This window comes from Pseudomonas sp. Ors-4-3C, assembly GCF_055755035.1.
This window is the reverse complement of the sequence record NZ_CM146900.1, coordinates 2,490,780-2,512,726: the sequence shown is the minus strand read 5'-3', so window position 1 is coordinate 2,512,726 and position 21,947 is coordinate 2,490,780. Positions and strand designations below refer to the sequence as shown.

The 21,947-nt window shown below is 58.0% G+C and carries 20 protein-coding genes; 3 read left to right on the top strand and 17 right to left on the bottom strand.

Annotation, left to right across the window (positions count from 1 at the left end; genetic code table 11):
- Window positions 1-18: 18 nt before the first annotated feature.
- Window positions 19-504, bottom strand: coding sequence for a serine protease inhibitor ecotin (eco, locus tag ACVHNU_RS11030; RefSeq protein ID WP_473019706.1), 486 nt, complete (start codon window positions 502-504; stop codon window positions 19-21).
- A gap of 371 nt (window positions 505-875) precedes the next feature.
- On the opposite strand from eco, the gene ACVHNU_RS11025 reads away from it, so the two are divergent.
- Window positions 876-1,145, top strand: a complete 270-nt coding sequence (locus ACVHNU_RS11025) for a DUF1652 domain-containing protein (RefSeq protein WP_007964586.1) — start codon at window positions 876-878, stop codon at window positions 1,143-1,145.
- Here ACVHNU_RS11025 and ACVHNU_RS11020 read toward each other — a convergent pair.
- Both ACVHNU_RS11020 and ACVHNU_RS11015 read right to left on the bottom strand, forming a co-directional pair.
- On the bottom strand, window positions 1,142-1,540 hold the full coding sequence (locus tag ACVHNU_RS11020; protein WP_103483539.1) for a hypothetical protein: 399 nt from the start codon (window positions 1,538-1,540) through the stop codon (window positions 1,142-1,144). The two genes, ACVHNU_RS11025 and ACVHNU_RS11020, sit on opposite strands and share 4 nt — an antisense overlap.
- A gap of 90 nt (window positions 1,541-1,630) precedes the next feature.
- The gene (locus ACVHNU_RS11015; protein ID WP_473019705.1) at window positions 1,631-1,900 is read right to left on the bottom strand and encodes a DUF2790 domain-containing protein; all 270 of its coding nucleotides are present in this window, start codon (window positions 1,898-1,900) and stop codon (window positions 1,631-1,633) included.
- A 491-nt stretch (window positions 1,901-2,391) separates the two neighbouring features.
- Here ACVHNU_RS11015 and ACVHNU_RS11010 point away from each other — a divergent pair, with 491 nt between their 5' ends.
- Complete coding sequence (locus tag ACVHNU_RS11010; RefSeq protein WP_201137581.1) at window positions 2,392-2,688, top strand: hypothetical protein; 297 nt, start codon at window positions 2,392-2,394, stop codon at window positions 2,686-2,688.
- Window positions 2,689-2,778: 90 nt separating this feature from the next.
- On the opposite strand, the gene ACVHNU_RS11005 is transcribed toward ACVHNU_RS11010, so the two are convergent.
- From ACVHNU_RS11005 to ACVHNU_RS10985, 5 genes are read right to left on the bottom strand one after another with little or no spacing between them, the layout of a single operon-like run.
- Window positions 2,779-5,004 (bottom strand): lipase family protein, encoded by a 2,226-nt coding sequence (locus ACVHNU_RS11005; RefSeq protein ID WP_473019704.1) that lies wholly within the window; start codon window positions 5,002-5,004, stop codon window positions 2,779-2,781.
- Window positions 5,005-5,012: 8 nt separating this feature from the next.
- A complete protein-coding gene (locus tag ACVHNU_RS11000; RefSeq protein WP_473019703.1) occupies window positions 5,013-5,879 on the bottom strand; it encodes a hypothetical protein in 867 nt (288 codons plus the stop codon).
- A complete protein-coding gene (locus tag ACVHNU_RS10995) occupies window positions 5,872-6,717 on the bottom strand; it encodes a hypothetical protein (RefSeq protein ID WP_473019702.1) in 846 nt (281 codons plus the stop codon). The genes ACVHNU_RS11000 and ACVHNU_RS10995 overlap by 8 nt, the downstream gene beginning before the upstream one ends.
- Window positions 6,714-7,562 carry a DUF4123 domain-containing protein gene (locus ACVHNU_RS10990; protein ID WP_473019701.1) on the bottom strand — a complete coding sequence of 283 codons (849 nt, stop codon included), beginning with the start codon at window positions 7,560-7,562 and terminating at the stop codon, window positions 6,714-6,716. The genes ACVHNU_RS10995 and ACVHNU_RS10990 overlap by 4 nt, the downstream gene beginning before the upstream one ends.
- Window positions 7,559-9,631, bottom strand: a complete 2,073-nt coding sequence (locus tag ACVHNU_RS10985) for a type VI secretion system Vgr family protein (RefSeq protein WP_473019700.1) — start codon at window positions 9,629-9,631, stop codon at window positions 7,559-7,561. The genes ACVHNU_RS10990 and ACVHNU_RS10985 overlap by 4 nt, the downstream gene beginning before the upstream one ends.
- 374 nt (window positions 9,632-10,005) lie before the next feature.
- On the opposite strand from ACVHNU_RS10985, the gene ACVHNU_RS10980 reads away from it, so the two are divergent.
- On the top strand, window positions 10,006-11,307 hold the full coding sequence (locus ACVHNU_RS10980; RefSeq protein ID WP_473019699.1) for an OprD family porin: 1,302 nt from the start codon (window positions 10,006-10,008) through the stop codon (window positions 11,305-11,307).
- 112 nt (window positions 11,308-11,419) lie between these two features.
- Here ACVHNU_RS10980 and ACVHNU_RS10975 read toward each other — a convergent pair whose 3' ends face one another.
- From ACVHNU_RS10975 to ACVHNU_RS10935, 9 genes are all read right to left on the bottom strand, one after another.
- Window positions 11,420-12,610 (bottom strand): hypothetical protein, encoded by a 1,191-nt coding sequence (locus ACVHNU_RS10975; protein WP_473019698.1) that lies wholly within the window; start codon window positions 12,608-12,610, stop codon window positions 11,420-11,422.
- A 147-nt stretch (window positions 12,611-12,757) separates the two neighbouring features.
- Window positions 12,758-13,378 carry a transglycosylase SLT domain-containing protein gene (locus ACVHNU_RS10970; protein ID WP_003225153.1) on the bottom strand — a complete coding sequence of 207 codons (621 nt, stop codon included), beginning with the start codon at window positions 13,376-13,378 and terminating at the stop codon, window positions 12,758-12,760.
- Window positions 13,379-13,421: 43 nt separating this feature from the next.
- A complete protein-coding gene (locus ACVHNU_RS10965) occupies window positions 13,422-14,360 on the bottom strand; it encodes a carbohydrate kinase family protein (protein ID WP_473019697.1) in 939 nt (312 codons plus the stop codon).
- A 13-nt stretch (window positions 14,361-14,373) separates the two neighbouring features.
- Complete coding sequence (gene xylB / locus ACVHNU_RS10960; protein ID WP_473019696.1) at window positions 14,374-15,870, bottom strand: xylulokinase; 1,497 nt, start codon at window positions 15,868-15,870, stop codon at window positions 14,374-14,376.
- 135 nt (window positions 15,871-16,005) lie between these two features.
- Window positions 16,006-17,478 (bottom strand): mannitol dehydrogenase family protein, encoded by a 1,473-nt coding sequence (locus ACVHNU_RS10955; protein ID WP_473019695.1) that lies wholly within the window; start codon window positions 17,476-17,478, stop codon window positions 16,006-16,008.
- Between the two features lie 17 nt (window positions 17,479-17,495).
- Complete coding sequence (locus ACVHNU_RS10950; protein ID WP_473019694.1) at window positions 17,496-18,599, bottom strand: ABC transporter ATP-binding protein; 1,104 nt, start codon at window positions 18,597-18,599, stop codon at window positions 17,496-17,498.
- A 76-nt stretch (window positions 18,600-18,675) separates the two neighbouring features.
- On the bottom strand, window positions 18,676-19,506 hold the full coding sequence (locus tag ACVHNU_RS10945; protein ID WP_003225143.1) for a carbohydrate ABC transporter permease: 831 nt from the start codon (window positions 19,504-19,506) through the stop codon (window positions 18,676-18,678).
- 8 nt (window positions 19,507-19,514) lie between these two features.
- Window positions 19,515-20,441, bottom strand: a complete 927-nt coding sequence (locus ACVHNU_RS10940; RefSeq protein ID WP_003225141.1) for a carbohydrate ABC transporter permease — start codon at window positions 20,439-20,441, stop codon at window positions 19,515-19,517.
- 155 nt (window positions 20,442-20,596) lie between these two features.
- Window positions 20,597-21,907 (bottom strand): ABC transporter substrate-binding protein, encoded by a 1,311-nt coding sequence (locus ACVHNU_RS10935; protein WP_473019693.1) that lies wholly within the window; start codon window positions 21,905-21,907, stop codon window positions 20,597-20,599.
- Window positions 21,908-21,947: the final 40 nt, after the last annotated feature.

The window sequence follows — 21,947 nt, the reverse complement described above, 5'->3', positions numbered from 1 at the left end:
TGGCGCTCCCTGTTCAGGTCATTCCGCAATAGCAGTGCCGACCTTGTCCGAAGCCGACCAGATGCGATAGCGCACCTCGACATCTTTCGGGGCGTAGATCACCAGTGGCAGCTTGCTGTTGTAGCGCAGCATGAAGCCGTCACCGACGACCGGCACAAATGCGCGCTTTTTCTGAGTGCCAGGCGGGCAGGCCATCAGTGTGCTCATCGGGCCGATGACTTTTTCCAGTCGGTAGAACGGGTAACCCCAGCCTTCGAGATTTTTCTCATCCAGGGCGCCGCCCAGACGCTGGCTAGTGCAGTCGACGTCCAGGTTTTTGCCGGCAAGGACTTCAACCTGGAAATTCTCTTCCTGTTCTTGCTTGGGCAGGTAGATGACCTGACGGGTAAAGCCGTTTTCCGCCTTGGGGTAAGGGGCAACGTCTTCCAGTTTGGCCCCGTGGGCGAAGGTGGACAGGCCGGCAATGAGCAGACCGATTGTCGCGTGAGCACTTAAAGAACCCATGAAAGCCTCCTGGCGGGTGTAGGGTGGAGTGACCGGCATTCTCACTGTCATGGTCGATGAATGCAAACCGGCGTCGACGTGCATATTGCAGTGTCCAAGTGGGGCATTCTTGCAATTTGCAACTGGCCAACTACTGGCCACCGCGCCAAGTGCTTGATTTATCGAGGGTCAAAATGACCCGATGAAAGGCACGGTTTATGCGTCTACTTGGTGCAGCGCACCGCGTTCGGGCGCCTACACTCCAAGAAGCATTTCGCTGTACAACCGTTTGCCGCACCAGGGAATCAGCGGGGAAACACCCGTGCAGGGGCAGCAAAAGCGGTCAACGTGAAGGGTTGATTGGCAGTTTCATCAATAAGGAGAGGTTCATCATGTTTCTGTCTGCCTTGGAACTACGCAACATCATTGAAAGCAGTTTTCTGCCTAAACGTTGCCAGTGCACGCTGTCGCCAGACCTGTCGATGACCGTCAAGGTATTCGGTGACCACCAGACTGACCAGGTTGATTTGCACGTCAGCGGGATCGATGCCAGCCATCTCAATGGCTGCCGCGAGATCAACGAACTGATTGCCGGCCTGCGCTCGGATCTGGCGCAACAAACCACGCCACAGCATTACAGTCCTCGCTCCAGAGCGCTTTAACTCACCGTTTCACCCAGTTCGACCGTCACGCGCCGGGCCTGCACAAAGCCAAGGCCCAGCGCGAACTCGACAAGCACCGCGAGCAGAATCCCGGGGCCGGCATGGCCGTTGAGCCATTCGCCGAAACCCAGTACTGCCAAACCAAAACAACCGACGATAAAACCGTTGCTCAGGGCATTACGACCCAGTGATGGCGGAGCGCTGCGCACCAGATAAAACATCACCCCTAACGCCGCAAACAGCACCGCACTGCGCCGCGCAACAAAACCGGCAGCGAACGAATACTCAATGCTCCAGATCGCCAGCAACACCTCCGGGAAAAAGCCCCAGACCAGCGCCAGTACAAAACACAACGAAGAAGTGATGATCGACAACGTACGAAACGACAACTGCATGGCGAGTCCTTGCGGCAGTGAGGAGGGCCCCCGAGCATAACCCGCGAACCCTCCACCGCCTACCGCAACCCCGCAAATCAGAGCCTTCTGTCAGTTCTGGTCACTGCAGGCGTCGGACATTTTCCGATAGGTGATTTCCTCAGGCTTCCCGGCATTGTCGATGTACTTCATGTCAGCAGTAACGACTTTGCACTGACGAGTGGGTTGCTCGGTCATGGAGATCACTTTGTTCACATGCAACGGCATGCCGTACTGATAGGGGACAGGCTTGGTTGTGGCGGTGGTGTCATTGGCCTGAGCCAGTCCGGCGAAAGCTGTGCAGGCGAGGGCGGAGGTGAGCAGTAGCGTGCGAATGTTCATGGATCGGACTCCCGTGCGACGGAATGAGCGTTCGGCACCATACGGCCGAACCTGCCGCACTCGGCGTCAGCCAGCGGCTGAGGTGTGCGGTTCAGTAGAGTCTTGGACTGCGGCGTTAAGTGATGGTTAACCTGGCTGAACGCCGGCTGTCTGGCAGAGGGATGATTTCTTTGGGATGCGGGGCCGATTCCTACAAGGATGGATGCTTTGTCTGCTTTCGGCGGCGGGAGCGGGGCGGGTATGGTTTGGCGTCGCTGCAAAATCAGCGATTCGGGTTTGGTCACCTGAGCACGACACCATTGCAGATGTGCCATCATTTGCGCTGCGGACTTCTATGTCTTTGCAGTGCGCTGTTATGGCGGCTGTGTGCAGGGCGCCTTCGGGCGAGCTGAGTTTTGGTGTTGTCTCAGTTGACCAATCCTGCATGCGGCCGCCTCCCACTGTTTGGTCACGGTACTGGCGGTTACTTTCTAAAATATCGAGTAATCAAAATGCCAATACTAAACCCGCTCCCAAACCGCTATCACCCGCTCAACAGCGGCGTCACCGACAGCGCACCAATAGTCATCGACACCCAAGCCAATCCCCAAGACATCCTCGAGTCCGCCGTCCAGCGCATCCGCGCCTGCAGCGACCTGCTCGAAACCCTGCACTGCATGTGCTTCCGCCATGGCGATGTTCAGGACATTCCACACATTACCCATGCGCTGTACCTGCTGGCGCAGGATGGCAATGATTTGCTGCAGGTGGCGCAGCAGCAGATGCTGGATTGGAAGGCGCCGGTTTGAAATTCTAGAATCAGGCTTGGAGGGAAGTCAGACGAGACTTCCCTCCAACTGCATAGGCCGTTTGCATCAGACCATTATCGTGATGCTGCCTCAAGCCATGCTTGTAGTGGTGGATCGCGGAATTTGTGCCAAACGTACCGACTCCTGATTCTCACGATGCTCAGCCCAACGATCGATATGCTTTTGCAGCTCCGGCAGTGCCGTGCAATCGCCGTAGATTTCAGCCAATGTCAGCTTTGTAGAGCTCAAGCGCGTGATCGTCAGGAGTGTTTCTTCAAGCGCTTTCAGTTCCTTTTGGTTATGTTTTATTGCTTGCCTGATTGCCGTCTGGCGCTCTTGAAGGTCGGACATCGTCGAGCGGCGCTGGAATGCGGTGGCGCGATCTTGAGGGCGGCTTTCAATAGTGCCGCCGGGGAATTCCTTATCCGCCTCGGTCTGCCATTGCTGCAGTTGCGCGCGGTAGGTTTCCACCTCCAGCTTCAAACGGTCGGATTCGGTTTTGCTGACGATGTAGCCGCCGGTTTTCTCTGTATCCTGCCAGCGGCGTAACGATGCCCAGCATGCCGGAATATAACCGTCGAGCATCTTGTGATCGGCACCGTTGGCCGCCTGAACCAGGAATTGCTTGCGATCCGGTGTGTCGTTGTTCTTCAACTGAGCAACGCATTTGGCCATGGCTGCTTCTTCGTAGCCTTCGCAACCGGGTGTCCAAAGGACAGACGAGACCTCGCGACCGGGCAGGCGCAATGGCATGAAGTAGCGCTGCTCACCATGATGCCAATAAGGCTTGCCGCCAAAACGCGTCAAGCCGGCCGCAAACACCAGTCCCCCGGCGGCTGGCGTCAAAACACCCGAGACAGTTGCCGCAAGGCCGGTGATCCAGATCGGTTTTTTGGTATCCATCCAGCCGGCGGGTACGCTTGGCACTGGGTCGTTTTGGTTGACGATCCGGTGATGAACCAAGCCGCTGGCGGATTCGACGAAGTCTTTGTCGCCGGCACGCGGTGAGCCGAAGGTGTAGAGGATTACGTCGCTGGTGATCTCACGATGGAGCCATTCCGAAAGCAGCAAGGAAATGGCGCCGCCCAGACTATGGCCGCAGACGATGATTTTCTGGTCGGTGCGAAAGCGAAGAATGTAGCGTTCGATAAATGGCCGCAACGCCATGAACGCTTCATAAAAGCCTTGATGCGCCTTTCCGGTTCCGCCCTCAATCGGTACTTGTTTGGCATCGGCATCTCGCCAGCCGTCCCAGCCTTCGGCCGTACCCCGTACACCGATAAGGATGATCCGGTCATCGTGGGTGGCATAGGCCTGGGTGTCGGTATTTTTCCAGTCCGTTGCACCTTGTCTCAAATCATTGAAAAAATGCACGTCTGAGGGGGTTTCCAGTTCTTCACCAGAGGATGGGTCATTCTGCGGGTAAAGTTCTGGATCGAAGGGGACGATTTCCAGGCGCTTGGAGTAGGGCACATCTTCTACGAGTGGAAACGATGGCTTCTTGGAGTCCGCGTAACTCGACGGCTCTTCGAAACACGCAAGGCAAGTATTCAGTACATGACCAATGGTGCCGCGCGAGGGATAGGTGAACGCAAAATCTTTTTTCGGGGCCGCATCAGCTTTCTCAGGTGTCTGACCGAAAGCGCCGTAACTGAGCGTGGCGAGCAGAGACAGTTGATAAAGGTTCAACGCGCTGAATTCCGGCGCCAGCGACAGAAGCGGCCTGAACGCGCGCAAGGCGCGAACTTCGAGGACATAGTGTTTTTCTGGTAGCAGGCCTACACCAAAACTCGGAACTTTGTCCCCGGCGAAATCACGGGCGAGTTTGGCGCAACCTGCTGGCACAGGATTTGAAAGCTCTGCAGCAGGGGGCAAATGTTTGCTGAATTCAACAAAGTCACGAACTTCAACGTTGTGAAACTCGCCTTTTTCTGCCGAGGCGCGGTATGCACCCGTTTTGCTGGTGCTACCAATTGGTCGTCGTAGTGTTTGCTCTGCGGCAGCTTGCAGCTCTGTTATCGGCAATGGGTAATCTTTCCGGTTTGACAGATCGGCATAGATCTTTTCTCCACCCTTGTATGGGGCGGATAGTGTCAATATCAGCGGTCCGCTGTAAGTCCCTGTTAATCGAGCATAAGCCTCTCCGTCCAAGACCCCTTCGTATCTTGTACCTTCAGAGTCAGTCAATACATAGCTGAGGCCTGCATAAGGCGTGGCTTCTCCGAACTCGTCTACTAAGCGGAAACTTATCCAGCCCCCCCGCAACGGACATGTGCGCCCTTGATCAGAAAGCAGTGATTTTTCTTGGCTCTGCATAAAAATCCTTATTCATTACACCCGGGATACACGGAGCAATCGCGTCCATTCAGTTTGAAAGTTCTAAATTGAGGGGGCGAAGTACATAGTTCTTCTCGACTAGAATTCCAGCGTCCAGTACATGGCTTCCAGCCACCTGGGAGCTTGATCCAGTAATTTTGATAGTATGGTTCTTCTAATGGGGATAATTTGAACTCTACATGGACTGATTTGTTCGATATGTCACCTCTTGCGATTACGCCACCAGGCTTGCGACGTTTAAAGCGATCGTGTGTCATTTCCCACTCAGGGCCTGTTGCTTCACAGGAAAGGATTTTTTCAATTTCGCCTTTTTTGATTTTTGATGTGCTTATCTGGAAGTACCAAGTGCAGATTCCGCGTTGCTCTATAACGCTAGAGGCCGACTCTATTGTGATGGAGGCCTTATCTGCAACTGAAAGCCCACCTGCTAACTCCATGTCGCGATCCAAGGAGCCTGGGCCGTATCTACCGCTTAGCTCATAGCTAACGCTTGTAAGCTCCATCGAACAGTCCGCGATATTATATTCAAGCGGAATATCCGTAGATACTGTCTGCTCAACTTGCTTTGCCTCAGTCGTATTAGATTTTTGTTGTTGGCGTGTCACCTTTCCACCAAGGCCGGGGCTATAGATATCGCATTTTTTTCCATCTTTAGGAGAGTATTTGGCTTTTGATGTGAAGCCGAATTTGGCAGGGATGGTGGCAACTAGAGTGAAGTGATCGTCGCTGTAATAGCTTGTAGCCCCTTCTAACGAGTTGCTCGCAATTTGCCCGGCAAAGCTGCATGCGCCCATTAATGGTAGAACAAGGAAAAACACAATTCTGACACTGTGCGGGAAATAACGGTCACTCATTAATTGCTCCTTGTTCAATGCAGTTTGGATATACGGTGCATTCGCGCTCATCTGCCATGAAGGATCGAAATATAGGTGGATCTACACATCGGGCCGTATATTTCGTTTCTTGACAAGGTTTCCATCCGTAAGCTGTTTTAATCCAGCGATTAGCTTTGGAGGGTTCTTCAATTTTAGAGAAATTAAATGTAACGCTGATTATATTTTTTGACAGTATGTCTCGAGCTATCGTGCCCCCAATTTTTTTTTGTTGGGAATAATCAGCCTGGACTTTCCACTTTTCGTCCGCGGCGCTGCATGACAAAATTTTCTCAATATTGTCTTTTTTCGTCTTCGCTGTGCTGATTTGAAAAAGCCATCTACAGATTCCACGTTGTGCTATTACATTTTTAGAAGGTTGTTCTGGGGCGCTCTTGGAGTCTTTTACAGTTAACCCTCCTGCAAATTCCAAATCACGATCCCGGGCGCCCGTTCCGTAAGAAGCACTCACCTCATAACTAACCCTGCCAAGCTCCATCGAACACCCCGCAATGTGATATTCCAGCGGTATATCCGTAGACGCAGTCTGCGCTTCCGCTTTTGCTTCAACCGTATGGGACTTCTGCTGTTGACGGGTGACGTAGCCGCCGAGTCCGGAGCTGTAGACCTCGCAGGTCTGGCCCGGTTTTGGGTAGTAGTGTGCTTTAGAGGTGAAACCGAAGTTCGCCGGTACGGTGGCGATCAACGTGAAATGGTCGCTTGAGTAGTAACTCACGCTGCTTTCGGCAATCTGTTGCGCGAAGCTGCATCCGCCCAGTGCCGGTAGCACTGCCATGGCGGGCCAAAGACTGATTCTCAAGCCAGGACGCCTGCTTTTGGATTACTGAACACTCGCTGACAACGCGCAAAATGGACTTCTGGCGTCTCCCCCAAAAGGGGTTCCCAGGCGATATCAGATGCGCACTGTGTCGACAGGCGCAGGCTCAGCATCAACTGACGTTGTTCTTCGGTCCGCCAGTCCCATGCATCCAGCAAGTCCATTTGCTCCTCAAGCCATTCACTGACAACTCGGGTTTCGGCCAGTGTGGCAGCCGCATCGACGTGATAGGTCAGCAACCAGCGCTTGAGGTTGTCTCGCAGGATGCTTCTGGCTTGCTCGCCTGATTCCGGAGTGCGGAGCCATGGCGCCGGATTCGGTACCGGATACATCCCAGACCTACTGTTATCTGCACTTTTCCATTGATCCTGGTCCCAATACAGCACGCTGCTGATTGGCCCGAGCAGCAGCGGCCATTCGGTTTCTTCCATGTTGCCCAGGCAGCGGGCCAGAACCCGGTTGTCTTGAAAACGGAACAGCGAGCGCTCGCCGTCTTCATCAATGACCATACGGGCAATCCAGTGCTGGGTAAGGCTGTCGAGATCAGCCTTGTCCATGCTGCCGATCCAGCCCCAGTTACGCTGTGGGTCATCGAGTAGTCTGCGGAACGCATCGTTGCCCGGGTTCTGTAATTCGCTCAGCCATGGACTGATGGCGGCGAACTGCGCGTATTCGGTACGGCGGTAAAGTTGTACCGAGCGTTGCATGACGCCGGCGCTGTACAGCGAGGTCACCGGATTGGGTTCGGCGAGGCTGTCCAGTGCCAGAATCAGCACGCGATTGAGTCTGGCCTGTTCGCCTAGCCAGTTGTTGAGTGCTTCGCTCATGCTGTAGCTCCCAGATCGCATTTGCCTTCGCGGCAGGCTTCGCAGATCGGGCAACGTATGTCGCCGGCAGCGCGAGCGGCTTTGGCCAAGGCCATCTGTGCGGCGGCCGGGACGAGCAGGGCACCTGCTTTGTCTTTCGCTGCGGCCCACGGTATGACAGGTTCCAGAATCCCGATGCCGGTGCCGGCGCCAGGCGCACCACCGGTATTCACCTTCACCTCAGCCCCGCTGATGGTCACACCACCGGCATCCACCTTCACAAAGCTCCCACCAGCCTTGGCTGTAAGCTCCATGCCACCCTCGATCACCACTTTCTCACCCGCGTGATAGTGAATCTCGGTCCCAGCCTCGACAAACTGCGCTGTACCGACCTTCACATGCTGCGTCACGCCCACCGTGAGGTGATCATCCGCGCGCATCTCGCTGATGCGATCCAGATGGGTAATACGGTGTTCCTCAACCTTGAATTCGCTCAGGGTGTTGGCCTCAACCGTGTCATGCCGCTCATTGCCCACTCGGATCTTCTGGTCGTGCTCGATGTTTTCATCCCAATCGCGCTGGGCGTGGATGTAGATCTGCTCGGCACCCTTTTTGTCTTCGATGCGAAATTCGTTGTAGCCCTTGCCACCCGGGGAGCTGAGGGTTTTGAAGGTGCTGCGGGTCTTGTTTGCCGGCAGGTCGTAGGGGACGACGTTTTCCTTGTGGTACAGGCAGCCGGTGACGAGTGGCTGGTCGGGGTCGCCTTCGAGGAAGGTGACGAGGACTTCCATGCCGATGCGCGGGATGGCGATGCCGCCGTAGGCCGCGCCGGCCCAGCCGCTGGCGACGCGCAGCCAGCAGGTGGTTTTGTCGTCGGACTGGCCATCGCGGTCCCAGTGGAACTGGACTTTGATGCGGCCGTACTGGTCGCAGTGGATTTCTTCGCCGGCCGGACCGGTGACGACCGCGGTCTGGCTGCCGAGGACTTTTGGTTTCGGGTGTTCGAGGGCAGGGCGGTAATGCGCGTCCCATGGGGTGGCGAGGAAGCTGTTGCGGTAGCCCTGGTGGAAATCGCTTTTGTTGTCGGTGACGTCGCTGGTGACGTTTTCACCGAGCACTTGCGGTTGTTTGCCTTCGTGGATGACTTCCAGCAGCAGCCACAAGTCGTTCCATTCAGCGCGCGGGTGTTCGGCCAGGGTCAGGAAGTGGCCGCTGGTCAGGGTCGGTTCGTCACCTTTGCCTTCGGCGAGTTTGTAGTCGCTGCGATGACGTTCAAGGGCGCGGGTCGAGAGGAATTTGCCGCGCTCGCGGGTGGTGAAACGACCGGGGTAATCGTAGTCCTCAAGATCCGGGGCGAACTCGGATTTGACTGCACCTTCGGGCAGGATCTTCGGTTTTTCGAAGTCATAGTCGCGGCGGCTGACGCGGGTGGTGCGGGTTTCCAGGCGCAGGTTGAAGCGCTTGATCACCGGTTTATCGGCGCTCATGCCGGAGTCTTGCTTGTAGCTCACGGCCTTGAGTTTGCGGAACACCGTCTGGTCGTCGCCGAACACCAGTTTGTGCCCGCTGCTGCTGTGCTGGAAGTGGAAGTGGATGCCTTCCTCTTCGCACAGCCGCTGGATGAAATGCAGGTCGGACTCGTCGTACTGCACGCAGTAATCGCGTTGCGGGTACTCGGCGTTGAGCTGGAAGCTGTAGGCGTCGGCGAGGATGCCGCGATCTTCCAGCACCTGGGCGATGATCTTCGGCACCGTGAGGTTCTGGAAAATCTGCTGGTCATGGTTGTGCCGCAAATAGGCCAGTTGCGGCACCAGGCTGATGCTGTAGCGGGTCAGGGTCTTGCCGGAATCGCCTTGCTCGATGCGGTACACCAGGCCATGAATCTTGCCTTCGCCGGTGGCGCCGAAGGTCAGGACACCGGGCTTGTGCAGCAGCTCTTCGAGTTTGAGGTCGGGGCGGGCGCTGACCAGTTCGAGGTCGAAACGGAAAGGCTCGTTGAGGGCTTCGCGACCGGTGAAGCTGAGCACTTGCAGGTCGGCGGAGGCGCCTTCGAGCGTAAGGGTAATGTGGGTAGCGTTGGCGTCCAGCATGCCTTGAATTCCGTCCATTGAATAAGCAGGTGACGGATGATGGAGGATTAAACCGCCCCGTTCAAGGCGCAAATGCCGTAGGGATGGGGTCTGCGACGTATAGGGAAAACCCTTAGATCGGCTTTTTGGCCCAATGAAACCGGGGGCTTCGCAGTCGTGATCCATTGATCAGCAGGCGGTTTTAGCCAATTGCAGGCCAAAGAATAGCCAGTCAGTTTCAGACTAAAGTCGCCTTCAGCCCGTAAAAGCCATCTGCCATCATTGCGGCTCACCCCTGCGTGTCCACTTCTTCCCGGCTGTTTTTGACCCGGGACGGGAGCTATTTTTCTGGCTAACTGCGCCCCGGCGCAAACGCTGTACTGTTGGAGTTTTTCATGCGCCCCCCATTTCCCCTCATCACCCCGCGCCACTCGTTTGGCTTCGGCGCCGTTGTGCTGTGCGCCGGTTTTACCGCGCAGGCTCAGGCCAGCGGTTTTCTCGAAGACACCACGGCGAAAATCGAATCGCGCACGGTGTATTTCAACCGCGATTTCCGTGATGGGCACACCTCCAACGAGCAGGGCGCTTCCAAGCGTGAAGAGTCGGCTCAAGGCTTTATTCTCAATCTGCAATCGGGTTACACCGAGGGCACTGTGGGCTTCGGTATCGATGCGCTGGGCATGCTCGGCTTCCAGCTCGATTCCAGCCCTGATCGCAGCAACAGCGGCTTGCTGCCGTCCAGCGGCGACAACCCGCGCGGCTCGAAGGGCCAGTACGCGAAAATGGGCCTGACCGCCAAGGTCAAGGTCTCGGACACGGTGTTGAAGTACGGCGCGTTGCTGCCGGATCTGCCGCTGCTCAAGTACAACGACGGTCGCTTGCTGCCGACCATGTTTAACGGCGCCATGCTGACCTCCAAAGAGGTCAAGGATCTGACCGTCATGGCCGCGCGTCTGGACAAGTACACCGCACGTGATTCCACCGACTCGCAAGACATCCGCGTGCACTGCAAGAACAAGCGCTACGCCTGCAACACCACCGCCGATCATTTCGACATGTATGGCATCGACTACAAGATCAACGATCGCCTGACCGCGCAGTATCACTACGCGGAACTGGAAGACATCTACCGTCAGCACTTCATTGGTTTGCTCGGCAATCAGCCGTTGGGCGACGGTGTGCTGAAGGCTGATCTGCGCGTGATCAAGAGTGCCGACAGCGGTGCTGAGCGTGCCGGTTCGATCGACAACCGCGCCTTGAGCGGCATGCTTTCCTATGGCATCAGCGGCCACACCTTCAGTGCCGGCTGGCAGCGCATGAACGGCGACAACTCGATGCCGTACCTCGATGGCAGCAACCCGTATCTGGTCAACTACGTGCAGGTCAACGATTTCGCCGCGGCGCAGGAGCGTTCCTGGCAGCTGCGTTATGACTATGACTTCAAGGCCATCGGCATCAACGGCCTGAGCTTCCTGACCCGCTATGTGAACGGTGACCACATCAAAGTCCCGGGCAGCGATCAGGAAGGCAAAGAGTGGGAACGCGACAGCGAGCTGAAGTACGTGATCCAGACGGGCACGTTCAAGGATGTGAGCCTGCGTCTGCGCAATGCGACGTACCGCACCAACTATGAAAAGTTTGCGCGGGATGTGGATGAGACCCGGCTGATTGTGAGTTACAACTTCTCCGTCCTCTAAGCCTCACCCCTGTGTAGGAGCTGCCGCAGGCTGCGATCTTTTGATCTTGGTTGTAAAAAAAAATCAAAAGATCGTAGCCTCGCTGCACTCGTCAGCTCCTTGAGGGAGGGTGTCACGGAAGTTTGCTTATGAAAGCCTGGAAGTTTGCCTGAGGTGTCGCTTTGAAGTGGCCAACCGCATCCTGAGCCGAATTTGTAATGGCTGTTCCGCGATAAGAGCCAGCGCCCGGTGCGGGCTGAATGCTGCTTAAGCCACTACTTGGATTCCAGGTGAAAGCAGTCACCGGTAAAGTAATGTCATTGGCAGCGCAGGTCATGAGTAACGTATCGACACTTTGGGCGATGGCGTTGGCCAAACAGAAATCGAATTTCGGCGGTAATGGTATCTGCTGTCCGTTGACTGCTGACGCAGGCCAGTAGACCGGCAACCTCTTGTCAGGAGTGATTGCGTTGGCAATGACGGAGCCGTTGCTATTGAAAAAGGCCGCTTCGGTTGGCAGATTGTCCGTAAATACCAGTGTCTTTGGCTCAGCATCGAACTGCGGCCAGAAAGTAGCCTTTGTGCTGCCGGTGTAGTGACAAGTACCCGCAACCTGATTGTTACCATTGATGCCAATAACCTCGCAATAACTGGCATTTGCAGGCAGTTTCAACGCTTTCATGGTGTAGTTGGAACCGTTGTAAGTCGCGATGGTGGCGGTTGTAATTCCAGATCCGTCCGGGCAATTGAGTGCTACGGGAGTAGAACTATCAAAAACTGAATCAGCAATGGCTGCTACCCGGCAGTTATCGTTGCGACCAGAGACCTGTACGGGGTCACCCCTTTTTTCAAAGCGCCAGATCACCGCTGTGCTTCCGGAAGGAGTGAGGCTTTGTCCCGCTACATTGCCAAAAAGTGTTGCTGCGAGCGCTACGCTTCCCGTATCGGTGGGCAAAGGTTTGAAAGGTTGCGGTTCGCTCTTGGCGGAGGCAACGGGCCAGAATACCGGTACAGCGCCCTGCGATTGGTCACAGTTTCCCGTGATTATGTTCAGGGCCAGAAAACCACTCTCGCACGATTGATTGGGTTGCAAGGGTTTGAGGTTGATCAGCTCGGCCGGACTCGTGCTTCTGTACCAGGCTTTTTTGACACCGTCGACTACGCAATAGCCTAAAACCCTGGAGTCTTCTACTACGCCCGTTGCTGTACATCGTCCTTCAGTAGGACCCACTGTTTGAGGTTCTCCGGCCTGTGCATTGGCCAAAAGAGTCGACATCGAAAGCAGCGGGATGGCGATGAGAAGCGGTTTCACAATAAGTTTCATGAGAGTTCCTTCCATTGGATGGGCTGGTCGGCAGCCTTCCAATTGAAGTAGACAGACAAAAAACACCGTTGCCTAGCTGTCAGAGTTGACAACTAGGCAACGGTGTTTTTTAAGTGTAAAGAAGCGAATGGCCGAGAACGAGCACCACTACAACCAATGCCAGAACCGGCTCCAGAAGCCGCGATTCAGATCGTCCTTGCATCCGGCATACTGCCGCGCATACACGTCGGAACGCGCTTGCACCTTGCGTGCAGTCGGCATCAGCCAGGCCTTGCTGGCGTAGGTCTTGTTGCGGAAACCGCCCCAGCCTTCGTGGTAGTTCAGGTACTGGTTATAGGCGTCGTACTTGTACACGCCATTGATCGAAGTGGTCTTGTCCATGTACCAGCCGACGAAGTCGATGGCGTCGTCGAAGTCTTCGCGATCGGCGCCATGTCTGCCGGTGCTTTTCTGGTAGTCGGACCAGACTTCATCCTTGGCTTGGGCGTAGCCCGACGCGGTGGTGACCCGGCCCCACGGGATCACCCACAGCAGGTATTTGCGCGGCGTCTTGGCGTCGTAGCGATAGCCGGACTCCTGATACATGATCGCGAAGGGCACCTGGATCGGTACGCCCCAGCGCTTTTGCGTGACTTGCGCGGCGTCGTACCAGTCGCTTTTTTCGCGGAAGATTGCGCAGATGTCTTCCGGCGAACGCGGCGGCGAGGTGCCGCAGCCGCTGAGTAATCCCGCCAGTATCAAAAGTCCCGCCGTCCGCCCCGAAATCAAACCGTCATCCCCATGCGCGCAAAAAGGGCGACAGTTTACGCGCTCACCTCAACTGCTGACGATAGGGCAAATCCGGACCGGTTTTGCTGCACGTAAGGGCGGCCGCCTGTACGGCAAACCTGAGCATCGTGTCGATCTGCTCGCGGCTGAGTGCTTGAACCCCTTCGACCGAGTCCAGCCCCTGTTCAGTCAACCAGGTGATCAGCGCCGCTTGAAAGGTATCGCCGGCGCCGACGGTATCGGCGATTTTCACTGAAACCGCTGGTACCGACCATGAGCCGTGAGCGCGACTGAATACCGTTGCGCCTTCGCCGCCACGGGTCAGGAACACCAACTGGCAGCGATGCTGCAGCCAGCCTTCGATGACGCGCTGCGGATCCTGTTCCGGGTACAGCAGGCTCAGGTCTTCGTCGCTGACCTTGATCATGTCGGCCAGTTGCACCAGGGTCGCCACGCGCTCGCGCCACAGGTCGATGTTCGGCTCCGGGTTGAGGCGCACGTTGGGGTCGAGGGTGATCAACCGCTTGCCGCTTTCACGCTGCACCAGCGTCAGCAAGGTGTCGGCGATCGGCTGCACCACCAGCGAGAACGAGCCGATGTGCAGGCCGCGTACTTCGGCGCTCAACTGCGGCAGATGGGCGAGGCTCAACTGGCGATCGGCGCAGCCCTCGCCGCGAAAGCTGTAATGCGGCGAACCGTTGGCGCCGACCGCAACCATCGCCAGCGTGGTTGGCGCGGCGAAGTCGATCAGGTAGTCCGCACGCACGCCTTCATCCTGCAGCACCTGCTGCAAACGCCGGCCGAGATAGTCGGTAGACAGCCCGGCAAACAGCGCCGAATCCACGCCCAAACGGCGCAAGCCGACCGCGACGTTGAACGGCGAGCCGCCGGCAATCGCCTTGAAATTCACCTTCGAGGCCAGACCGCTGGCTTCGTCTTCGCTGAAGAAATCGAACAGAGCTTCGCCACACACCAAATACATAATTGTTTGCTCTTTATAGGGTTGCGACATGCTGTTGATAGCGTTCATAGGCCTGCTGGAACGCCGCGACATTCGCGGCAATCGGCAGGGTTTCACTGTGCAGATCGAGTTTTACGCAGCGCTGGCACAGATCGGCCAAAGTGTCCTCGTGGCCGTTCGACCATGATTTGCACCACGCCGCCTGAATCGCCGCGCCAAGGGCTGCAGCTTCGCTGTGTTCGGTGCAGATCACCGGGGTGTTCATGATGTCGGCGACGATCTGCCGCCACACCGCGCTTTTGGAGCCGCCGCCGATCAGGCAAATGCTGCGGCTTTGTAAACCATTGTGGCGCAACAGATCCAGTCCATAACGCAAACCGAAGGTGGTGCCCTCGACCACGGCGCGACACAGGTTGGCCTGGGTCAGGTTGTTCAGGGTCAAGCCGTGCAGGCTGCCGGTGGCATGGGGCAGGGCGGGGACGCGTTCGCCGTTGAGGAACGGCAGCATGCTCACGCCTTCGGCACCGATCGGCGCCTGGGCCACGAGTTGATTGAATTGCTCCAGGTCGAGGTCGAACAGTTCGCGGATTGCGCCGGTGGCGTTGGTCAGGTTCATGGTGCAGATCAGCGGCAGCCAGCCACCGCTGGACGAACAGAACGTGGCGACCGAGGCATCCGCGCTGACCTTCGGCGCTGCGGCATAGGCGTACACCGTGCCGGAGGAGCCGAGGCTCATGGTGATCGCACCCGGCTGAATGTTGCCGGTGCCGATGGCGCCCATCATGTTGTCGCCACCACCGCTGGAGACCTGTGCATTCGGGTTGAGGCCGAGCTGTTCGGCAATCGAAGGCAGCAGCGTACCGACCGCCTGATGCGCGTCGATCAGCTCCGGCAGCGCTGCTTGCAGGCGACCGGTGGCGTCAATGTCGCGCAGCAGTTGCAAGTCCCACTGGCGGCTGCGCACATTGAAATAGCCGGTGCCGGAGGCGTCGCCGTATTCGCTGCACGCGCGGCCGGTGAGCCAGTAATTCAGATAATCGTGGGGCAGCAGAATGCGCGCGATACGCGAGAACACCTCCGGGTGTTGTTCTTTGGTCCAGAGCAGTTTCGACACGGTGTAGCCCGGCGCGATGACCACGCCGAGGCGTTCCAGTGAGCCTTTTTCGCCGCCGAGGTGTTTGAGCAAACGGTCGTTTTCATCAGTGGTTTCGGTGTCGCACCACAGCTTGGCCGGACGCAGCACCTGGCCCTGATCGTCGAGCAGCACCAAGCCGTGTTGCTGACCGGAGACGCCGATGCCGAGAATCGCCTGACCGTCGATATTGGCGGCGAGCAAGGCGCGGCGGGTGGCGAGGGCGAAGGCGTCCAGCCACTGTTGAGTGTCCTGCTCGCGCCGGCCGTGGGCGCTGCTGATCATCGTATGGGTAGCGGCGCCTTCGCCGAGCACCTGACCGCTGGTGGCATCAAGGATGATCGCCTTGGTGCCCTGGGTGCCGCAGTCGATGCCGAGGAAGAGTTGTCGGGTGGTCACAGTGAGGTCCTCAGGGTTTCAGATCTGCCAAGGTGAGGCTGCCATTCGCGAGCAAGCCCGCTCCCACATTTTGAAACGCGTTCCCCTGTGGGAGCGAGCCTGCTCGCGAAGGCGTCGGTGGTTTCACCGCTGAATTCAGGCCAAAACCCGCTCCAAAGTGCGCGTCACACCCACCTCACGCAAGCTGTTGCAGCACCACTCGAACGCCGCGACAAACGCCGCCGAACGCGGAATCGTCGTGCCGAAGATCTCCTCGACCGCCAGCAGCCGCTGGGTAATCAGCGCATCATCCGCCACCAGCCCCTGACAAAATTCCGCCCGCGGATCAGGAATCGCATAGGTATCGCCGTTCTCGTCGACTCCCTTCAGATACAGCGCCCAAGCCGCCACCACCAGCGCCGCACGCCTGGTTTCCTGACCATCGGCAATCAAGCGGTTGATCGTCGGAATGGTGAACTTGGGAAACTTCGACGAGCCGTCTGAACACACCCGTTCCAGCTGATCGGCAATCGCCTGATTAGAGAAGCGCGCGACCAGCGTATTTTTGTAGTCGGTCAGATCGATGCCCGGTACCGGCGCCAGTTGTGGGGTGACGTCGAGGTCCATGTACGCACGCATGTAGCGCACGAACAGCGGGTCGTTCATGGTTTCGTGAACGAAGCGGTAGCCCTTCAGAAAACCCAGATACGTCAGCGCCAAGTGGCTGCCGTTGAGCAGTTTGATCTTCATTTCTTCGTAGGGCGAAACGTCATCGGTGAACTGCACGCCGACCTGTTCCCAGGCCGGGCGACCGTTGACGAATTTGTCTTCCAGCACCCATTGCACAAACGGCTCGCAGACCACTGGCCAGGCATCGTCCACCGCGTGTTTGTCGGCCAGTTGCAGGCGATGCGCGGTGCTGGTCATCGGCGTGATGCGATCAACCATGGCGTTGGGAAAACTGACGTTCTGCTCGATCCAGTCGCGCAGCCCCTGGTCACGCAGGGTGGCGAAGGCGAGCAGGGCTTTGCGGGTGACCGCGCCGTTGTGCGGCAGGTTATCGCAGGACATGAGAGTAAACGCCGGCGTGCCCGCGCCACGACGTTTTTCCAGCGCGGCGCAGAGGAAACCGAACACGGTTTTCGGCGTTTGCGGATTCGTTAGATCGTGCTGAATCTGTGGCAGATGCGCCATGAACTCGCCGTTGCTGTCGTCGATGCAGTAGCCGCCCTCGGTGATGGTCAGCGAGACGATGCGGATCTGCGGATCGGCGAGTTTGTCGATCAGCGCCTGCGCGCCGTCTTCGGCGAGGAGCATGTCGCGGATCGCGCCGATCACCCGCACCTCGGTGTCGTCGCTGTCACCGAGTTCGAATAGGGTGAACAGGTAGTCCTGTTCCTTCAGGTCGTCACGGGCGCGGCGGTCTTCAGCGCGCAGGCCGACGCCGCAGATCGCCCAGTCCAGTGCCTGACCGGTGTTCATCAGTGCATCGGTGTAGTACGCCTGATGCGCGCGGTGAAAGCCGCCGACGCCAATGTGTGCGATGCCCTGTCGGGTGTCGCTGAGGCTGTAGGCCGGCAGTTGCACCTCGGGAGCGAGGCGATGCAGGTTTTGTTTATTCAGTTTCATCGGGCAAGTCTCGAAATTCAGGCCGCCGCACGCAGCGGGCGGGTCAGCGCCACGCCATTGGCGTCGAACAGGTGGCAATGGCTGGCGTCCAGGTGCAGGTTCAGTTGCTCGCCGTAGCGGCTCGCCAGGTCACCGCGCACGCGCATGGTCAGGGCTTCGCCGGCGCTGGTGGTGACGTGGCAGAAGGTGTCGCTGCCCAGACGCTCACTGACGTCGGCGGTGACTTGCAAGGTGCAGTCGCCCGGTTGCGCCAGTTCCAGATGTTCCGGGCGAATGCCCAGGGTCACCGCGCTGCCGATGCTCAGGTTGGCGGTGTTGAACGGCAGGGTGATGCGCGTGCCGGCATCCAGCGAGACTTCGCAGGTCTGGCTGTCGACACGGGCGATTTTGCCCTTGAGGAAACCCATTTTCGGCGTGCCGAGAAAACCGGCGACGAACAGGTTGGCCGGGTTGTGATAGAGGTCCAGCGGCGAGCCGACCTGCTCGATCTTGCCGCCATTGAGCACCACGACCTTGTCGGCCATGGTCATCGCTTCGACCTGATCGTGGGTCACGTAGATCATTGTCGCTTGCAGGTCTTTGTGCAGACGCAGCAGCTCCAGACGCATCTGCACGCGCAGCGCAGCGTCGAGGTTGGACAGCGGTTCGTCGAACAGGAAGATCTTCGGATTGCGCACGATGGCCCGGCCGATGGCGACCCGTTGCCGTTGGCCGCCGGACAGCTGTTTCGGCTTGCGCTCCAGCATCGGCCCGAGTTCGAGAATGCGCGCCGCTTCACCGACCTTTTTCTCGACTTCGGCTTTCGGTACGCCGGCCAGGTCGAGGGCGAACGACATGTTTTTCTTCACGGTCATGTGCGGGTACAGCGCGTAGGTCTGGAACACCATCGCCAGATCGCGCTTGGCCGGGCTGACTTCGGTGATGTCGCGGCCATCGAGTTCGATGGTGCCGCCACTGACTTCTTCCAGCCCGGCGATCAGCCGCAGCAGGGTCGATTTACCGCAGCCGGACGGGCCGACGAAGACCACGAATTCCTTGTCGTTCACCTCAAGGTCGATGCCCTTGATGATGGAGAAACCTTCGAAGCCTTTTTGCAGATTCTTGATTTTCAGGTTGGCCATGGTGATGGGCCTCCGCTTAAGTTAATTCAATTGCGCCGGGCAGGTTTTTGGTGGGAGCGGGTACGGTTGGAGAACTTCATTTCACGGCGCCGAACGACAAACCGCGCACCAGTTGTTTCTGGCTGATCCAGCCGAAGATCAGGATCGGCGCACAAGCCAGGGTCGAGACCGCCGACAACTTGGCCCAGAACAAGCCTTCAGGGCTTGAATACGAGGCGATCAGCGCGGTCAGTGGCGCGGCTTTCGACGAGGTCAGGTTCAACGACCAGAAGGCCTCGTTCCAGCACAGAATCAGCGACAGCAGCACGGTCGAAGCGAGCCCACCCTTGGCAATCGGCAGCAGCACGCGGACCATTTCCTGCCACAGGGTGGCGCCGTCCAGACGCGCGGCCTCGAGGATGTCCTTGGGGATGTCCTTGAAGTAGGTGTAAATCATCCAGACCACGATCGGCAGGTTGATCAGGGTGTAGATCACGATCAGTGCGATGCGTGTATCGAGCAGGCCGAAACTCTTGGCCAGCAGGTAGATCGGCATCAGCACGCCTACCGGCGGCAGCATCTTGGTCGAGAGCATCCACAGCAACGTGCCCTTGGTGCGCTGGGTTTCATAGAACGCCATCGAGTAGGCGGCAGGCACCGCGATCAGCAGGCACAGCGCCGTGGCACTGAAGGAAATCACCACCGAGTTCCAGGCGAAACTGAAGTAGTCGCTGCGCTCGTTGATGTGCAGATAGTTCTCCAGCGTTGGCGTGAAGATGAACTGCGGCGGCGTGGCGAAGGCGTCGATTTCGGTTTTGAAACTGGTCATCACCATCCAGAAGATCGGGAAGAAAATCACGATCGCGATGGCCCAGGCCAGGGTGCCGAGCAGCAGGCTTTGCAGCCGGCGGGATTGTTGAAGAGTCATGGCAGGCCTCAGGCTTTGTCAGTCAGGTTTTTGCCGATCATCCGCACCAGAATGATCGCCGCGATGTTGGCGATGACCACGGCAATCAAGCCGCCCGCCGAGGCCATGCCGACGTCGAACTGCACCAGCGCCTGGTTGTAGATCAGGTAGGCGAGGTTGGTCGAGGCGTAGCCGGGGCCGCCGTTGGTGGTGGTGAAAATCTCGGCAAACACCGACAGCAGGAAGATCGTTTCGATCATCACCACCACCGCAATCGGCCGCGCCAGGTGTGGCAGGGTCAGGTGCCAGAAGATCGCCACCGGACCGGCGCCATCCAGGCGTGCAGCTTCTTTCTGTTCCTGGTCGAGGGACTGCATGGCGGTCATCAGGATCAGGATCGCGAACGGCAGCCATTGCCACGAGACAATGATGATGATCGACAGCAGCGGATAGTGCGCCAGCCAGTCCACCGGTTCGGCGCCAAACAGCCGCCAGACGTAGGCGAGGATTCCCGACACCGGATGGAAAATCAGGTTCTTCCAGATCAGCGCACCGACGGTGGGCATGATGAAGAACGGTGAAATCAGCATCACCCGCACGATGCCGCGTCCGAGAAATTCGCTGGCCTCAAGCAACGCGCTGATCAACACCCCGAACACCACGCTGATCAACAGCACGCTGCCCACCAGCAACAGGGTATTGGTGGCGCCGGGCAGGAAACCGGAGTCGGTCAGGAAGTAGGTGAAGTTCTCCAGCCCGACGAATTCGTTCACCCCCGGATCGAGCAGGTTGTAGCGAATCATCGAGAAGTAAATGGTCATGCCCAGCGGCACGATCATCCACAGCAGCAACAGGGCCACCGACGGGCTGACCAGAAACCAGCCGGGATTGCGTACGCGGACTTTGCGCTGGGGTTGCGACAGGTCGAGGTGGGCTTTGGCAGTTGAAGTATTCATGGTGATCACAACCGAGTCATACAGACCTATGGAGATCCCTTGTGGGAGCGGGCTTGCTCGCGAAGGCGCCGTGTCAGTCAATACACATGACACTGACCCACCGCTTTCGCGAGCAAGCCCGCTCCCACAGGAGGCAGGAGCAAGTCGTTCAGCGGTTACTTGGGATAACCGGCGCGCTTCATCTCGCGTTCGGTAGTTTGCTGCGCGGCGGCCAGGGCCTGGTCCACCGTGGTCTGGCCGATCAGCGCCGCCGAGAACAGTTTGCCGACCTGGGTGCCCACGCCCTGGAATTCAGGAATGGTCACCAGTTGAATGCCGATATAGGGCACCGGTTTCAACGTCGGTTTGCTCGGATCCGCCGCTTTCAGCGACTCCAGCGTGACCTTGGCGAACGGTGCGGCGCTCATGTAAGCGTCGCTGTAAGTCGAAGCGCGGGTGCCCGGTGGCACGTTGGCGATGCCATCGGTCTTGGCCACCAGTTCACCGTACTCCTTGGAGGTGGCCCAGGCACTGAACGCCTTGGCGGCATCCTTGGCTTTGGAGCTGGTCGGAATTGCCAGCGCCCACGAATACAGCCATGCCGAGCCCTTATCGGTAACCTGATGCGGCGCGAAAGTGAAGCCGACGTGATCGGCGACCTTGCTCTGGGTCTTGTCGGTGACGAACGAGCCAGCGACGGAAGCGTCCACCCAGATTGCGCACTTGCCGCTGTTGAACAGCGCCAGGTTCTCGTTGAACCCGTTACTGGAGGCGCCCGGCGGGCCGGATTTCTTCATGGTGTCGACGTAGAAGTTCAGCGCGTTTTTCCACTCCGGGCCGGTGAATTCCGGCTGCCATTTTTCATCGAACCAGCGCGCGCCATAAGCATTGGCGACAGTGGTGATCAGCGCCATGTTCTCGCCCCAGCCGGCCTTGCCGCGCAGGCAGATGCCGTACTGCTCTTTATCCTTGTTGGTGAGTTTTTCGGCGAAGCCGGCGATCTGTTCCCAGGTCGGGCGCTCGGGCATGGTCAGCCCGGCGTCCTTGAACAGGTCGGTGCGGTAATAGGTGATCGAGCTTTCGGCATAGAACGGCAGTGCGTACAGCGAACCCTTGACCGACAGGCCTTCACGCACAGACGGGAACACGTCGTCGAGGGCGTAACTGGCCGGCAGATCCTTCATCGGTTCCAGCCAGCCCTTGGCCCCCCAAAGTGCCGCTTCGTACATGCCAATGGTCAACACATCGAACTGACCGCCCTGGGTCGCGATGTCGGTGGTCAGGCGCTGACGCAGAACGTTTTCTTCCAGTACCACCCAATTGAGCTTGATCTCCGGATGCTCGCTCTCGAAGGTTTTCGAGAGTTTTTGCATGCGGATCATGTCGCTGTTGTTGACGGTGGCGATGGTCAGGGTCTGGGCGCCAAGGCTGACGCTGCTGAGGGTCATGCAGGTGAGGGCAAGCAGAGCTTTTGCAGTGAGTTGCATCGTGCACTCCTTTTCTGCGTCCGTTGGGAGGCAGAAGGAC

Bases quoted from the DNA above. Each gene is read 5' to 3' on its own strand.
- ACVHNU_RS11010 (WP_201137581.1), top strand. From the start codon at position 2,392: ATGCCAATACTAAACCCGCTCCCAAACCGCTATCACCCGCTCAACAGC.
- ACVHNU_RS11005 (WP_473019704.1), bottom strand. From the start codon at position 5,004: ATGCAGAGCCAAGAAAAATCACTGCTTTCTGATCAAGGGCGCACATGT.
- ACVHNU_RS11015 (WP_473019705.1), bottom strand. From the start codon at position 1,900: ATGAACATTCGCACGCTACTGCTCACCTCCGCCCTCGCCTGCACAGCT.
- ACVHNU_RS11020 (WP_103483539.1), bottom strand. From the start codon at position 1,540: ATGCAGTTGTCGTTTCGTACGTTGTCGATCATCACTTCTTCGTTGTGT.
- ACVHNU_RS10975 (WP_473019698.1), bottom strand. From the start codon at position 12,610: ATGAAACTTATTGTGAAACCGCTTCTCATCGCCATCCCGCTGCTTTCG.
- ACVHNU_RS10985 (WP_473019700.1), bottom strand. From the start codon at position 9,631: ATGCTGGACGCCAACGCTACCCACATTACCCTTACGCTCGAAGGCGCC.
- ACVHNU_RS10990 (WP_473019701.1), bottom strand. From the start codon at position 7,562: ATGAGCGAAGCACTCAACAACTGGCTAGGCGAACAGGCCAGACTCAAT.
- ACVHNU_RS10945 (WP_003225143.1), bottom strand. From the start codon at position 19,506: ATGACTCTTCAACAATCCCGCCGGCTGCAAAGCCTGCTGCTCGGCACC.
- ACVHNU_RS11000 (WP_473019703.1), bottom strand. From the start codon at position 5,879: ATGAGTGACCGTTATTTCCCGCACAGTGTCAGAATTGTGTTTTTCCTT.
- ACVHNU_RS10940 (WP_003225141.1), bottom strand. From the start codon at position 20,441: ATGAATACTTCAACTGCCAAAGCCCACCTCGACCTGTCGCAACCCCAG.
- eco (WP_473019706.1), bottom strand. From the start codon at position 504: ATGGGTTCTTTAAGTGCTCACGCGACAATCGGTCTGCTCATTGCCGGC.
- ACVHNU_RS10950 (WP_473019694.1), bottom strand. From the start codon at position 18,599: ATGGCCAACCTGAAAATCAAGAATCTGCAAAAAGGCTTCGAAGGTTTC.
- ACVHNU_RS10965 (WP_473019697.1), bottom strand. From the start codon at position 14,360: ATGTATTTGGTGTGTGGCGAAGCTCTGTTCGATTTCTTCAGCGAAGAC.
- ACVHNU_RS10955 (WP_473019695.1), bottom strand. From the start codon at position 17,478: ATGAAACTGAATAAACAAAACCTGCATCGCCTCGCTCCCGAGGTGCAA.
- ACVHNU_RS10935 (WP_473019693.1), bottom strand. From the start codon at position 21,907: ATGCAACTCACTGCAAAAGCTCTGCTTGCCCTCACCTGCATGACCCTC.
- ACVHNU_RS10980 (WP_473019699.1), top strand. From the start codon at position 10,006: ATGCGCCCCCCATTTCCCCTCATCACCCCGCGCCACTCGTTTGGCTTC.
- ACVHNU_RS11025 (WP_007964586.1), top strand. From the start codon at position 876: ATGTTTCTGTCTGCCTTGGAACTACGCAACATCATTGAAAGCAGTTTT.